The sequence below is a fragment of the Alkalibacterium sp. 20 genome (assembly GCF_001885615.1).
Classification (GTDB): domain Bacteria; phylum Bacillota; class Bacilli; order Lactobacillales; family Carnobacteriaceae_A; genus Alkalibacterium.
This window is the reverse complement of the sequence record NZ_LSRN01000076.1, coordinates 1-3019: the sequence shown is the minus strand read 5'-3', so window position 1 is coordinate 3019 and position 3019 is coordinate 1. Positions and strand designations below refer to the sequence as shown.

At 33.7% G+C, this 3019-nt stretch carries 3 protein-coding genes and 1 pseudogene; 1 reads left to right on the top strand and 3 read right to left on the bottom strand.

The window, feature by feature from the left end:
• Positions 1–134: 134 nt before the first annotated feature.
• From AX762_RS11035 to AX762_RS11030, 3 genes and pseudogenes are all read right to left on the bottom strand, one after another.
• A pseudogene (locus tag AX762_RS11035) lies at positions 135–707 on the bottom strand (plasmid recombination protein); the annotation flags it as partial.
• A 403-nt stretch (positions 708–1110) separates the two neighbouring features.
• Positions 1111–1275 carry a hypothetical protein gene (locus tag AX762_RS12845; RefSeq protein WP_177244093.1) on the bottom strand — a complete coding sequence of 55 codons (165 nt, stop codon included), beginning with the start codon at positions 1273–1275 and terminating at the stop codon, positions 1111–1113.
• Positions 1276–1286: 11 nt separating this feature from the next.
• Positions 1287–2015: a hypothetical protein gene (locus AX762_RS11030; protein WP_071849186.1), complete on the bottom strand. Its 729-nt coding sequence runs from the start codon at positions 2013–2015 to the stop codon at positions 1287–1289.
• A 353-nt stretch (positions 2016–2368) separates the two neighbouring features.
• Between AX762_RS11030 and AX762_RS11025 the strand changes: the two genes are divergently transcribed.
• A complete protein-coding gene (locus AX762_RS11025; protein WP_071849185.1) occupies positions 2369–2635 on the top strand; it encodes a hypothetical protein in 267 nt (88 codons plus the stop codon).
• Positions 2636–3019: the final 384 nt, after the last annotated feature.

Genomic DNA, 3019 nt, shown 5'->3' with positions numbered 1-3019 from the left:
CGTTCTTAATCGTTGATGGATTTTCGACAACAACTTATCAATCGCTTTGTTTAGCGTATTTAAGGCTTTTTCAAAGGTGTTTGGGATGTACTCTTTGCCATCAACGAGGTACGTCTTCCAGCGTTCAGCTTGCTCTAAATCGGCTGGCGTCCGACCAGGTCATTAAATGCTTTAAAATCTTGTATATCGTCTAAGACAGCTTCAAATTCACGTTTCGTTCCATTTTTTCGAGCTTCGAGAATGCCTAGTTCAGTTTCAATTTCCTCATGCAGGTTCTTCAGGGGTTCTATTTTCACTTCTAAGGCGTTTTTTTCTCCTTCCAGGGACCTCTTTATGTTCCTTTGCCAGTCAGAGACCTCAAATTGCAATTTTTCAGCTTTGTTTTCGAGATTTTCAACCAGCGCTTGTTTTTCTTCGACTTGTTCAGAGATTTCATGCAATTCTTGTGAGTAGTGGCTCACTCCGCTTTGTATAATCCCTCTTTCTTGCGCTAATTCCTGAACCTCTTTGGCTGTTTGGAGTTTTAGTTCAGTCACAGATTTATGCTTTGCTTGCGAATTCCTTTCCCCACGCTCGATATCAAAGCCTTTTTCTTGCAAATGTTTGGGTAAATTCTCCTGGATCTCGATTAATTTTTGTCGGGTCAATACTCTTTTAGACGAGAGTTTATTGTCTTTGTCAAACGGCACAACACCCATGTGCATGTGCGGCGTTCGTTCATATGGACGGTTGCGTAACGGACGTTATTTTCACCGAATTCTTTTTTAAAATAGTTGTGGGTCTTAGAGAGACTTTAATTTTTGTTAAGTCGAGCGCACCCTTTACCAAGTAAAGGGTGCGCTCTGCGAGGCTAAAAACCGTCTGTCCACTCTTCCCTTTTTTTCGCCTTTAGGCTGAAAAGGTTCGACGTGAACAGGCACGAAAACGTCGGAATAACCGACTCTTTTTTTCGTGCAAAACAGAAAAATCCCCTTTGCTTTTTTGGCAGGGGACTTTAGATGGTTAGAAGTAGGTACAAATGTGGTACTTTTTTGAACACAAAAATTGATTGGTTTAAGTCAAATTTTGTTAGACTTAAACCAATCAATTTTATTATATTAAACGAAGCAGTTAATTTTTTTGTATATTTTTTTTGTGTATTGCTATTAATCCAACTAGAAGTGGTAAAATTGGCAATAAAAAGCCAATAACCTTAGTGTTCCAATAAAAGTACGAAAATAAAAGAATAACAAGCAAATAAGCCAATTCAACTAGATACATAATTTTTTTATCCATTAACTATTCTCCTATCTAGGATAAACTGAGTAATACGGTACATAGCTGTTTACGTCAACATTGATTCCATTATTAGCAGTATTTTTATCCAACTCTCCTTGTATTGAGTTAGCAATCATTCCGTCGTATGATCCTGCTAGAAGAGGTATAATACCAAGAGCAGCTGCTGGAGTAAGACCTAACGCACCTGCCGTAGCTGCTTGTAAAAGCGCAGTATTTAAGAATAATGTTTTTAAATCAATTGTGCCGTTTCTATTGAAAGATGTATACTTTACTCCCCACCAATAGCTAGCATTTATGTTATAAGATCGCGCAGCGGTAACAGATAGATTAGGGACTTCGACTATAGAGCCGTCACTGCGTAAACTGTAGTTATCACTTTTTACAAGATTATTCATATGTTTAATACTACTAGTAATATCAGTGTAAATTTCCTGACTACTTCTATATTCTGCGCCTAATAGCTGAAGCTCTATAATATTGTTTGATATGAAGTTACGAATCGAATCTTCATTGGACAGTTCAATCTGATTATTTATAATGTTAACGTTGTTATCCACTAAAGATTTTAGTTTATTGTATGTATTAATACCAGCATTGTTTGTACTAACTTCTTTAACTTCTACTTTTGATGTACTCGCTGCTTCAGCAATTACTGGACTAAGTGAAATCAATGATGTTCCTAAAGCTATAACAACTGCAAATTCTGTAAATAATTTTCCTTTTTTACCTTTTAACATAAATTATCCACCTCTCATATTTTTTAATATTAGCGTTGTACATACAACACACGATAATTTACAAAAATGATACTTTCTCAATATTCCATTTCCACATATTTAACGCTCCCTTCCCTACTGATAAGTATGCAGTATAAATTGAAAAAATTCAGAATACTGTGTGCTCACACCTTAGTAGAAAAGAGGTGCATATGCAAATTGGCTCTAGTTTGAAATAGCTGAGGAAAATAAAGTTATTCCTAAAATAGACACTTTTATATGTATATTAGATAACATGAATGTGACTATAAGTCACTACTTAGGAGTGTATGATGACTCTCATAATAATATGGATCTATTAATGGATGGATTGATTGAAAAAAGCATTCGAAAGTGTAGACTCTAGTGAAATTAAGAACCTAAGTTCTTACTACGATAAGTTATATGATTTATATAATAAGAATAAATATAAGCATATCTCAGCCTTAGCAACTATATATATTGCAAGATTAGAAAATGAAAATTACAATAATAAAAGCGTTGCAATACTACAAGAGTATTTGTTTTCTTGCGAAAAATGGACATACTACGAAGTAAGACTATCAAATAACAGCATTTTTTATATGATAAATCTGCCATGATATTATTTTATGGAAAAGCTGTAATTTTTTAAATAAAACAAATCAAAAGAATATACATGATGAGTTGAAGCTTAAGCTTAGTCAAAATGTCATTATGCACTTTATTAATAATAAATAATTTAATATTGCTTCAGAAGCAGTTGAAACAATGTGTACCTTAATGCTAAATGACGAATAAGCATATGCTAAAATTTTGAAACTTTGGCTTGATGGAATTATTAATTATTTACAGGGCGAAAAAGCAAAAGGCTTATCAAATATACGTCAAGCACTAAGTATTTTTGAAATGCTAAATATGACTAGGCAATTCAATTTGCACAAATCATGGACAGAGAAAGTAATAACAGAAGCGAATAAAAGATTAATCAACTAAATATAATATAT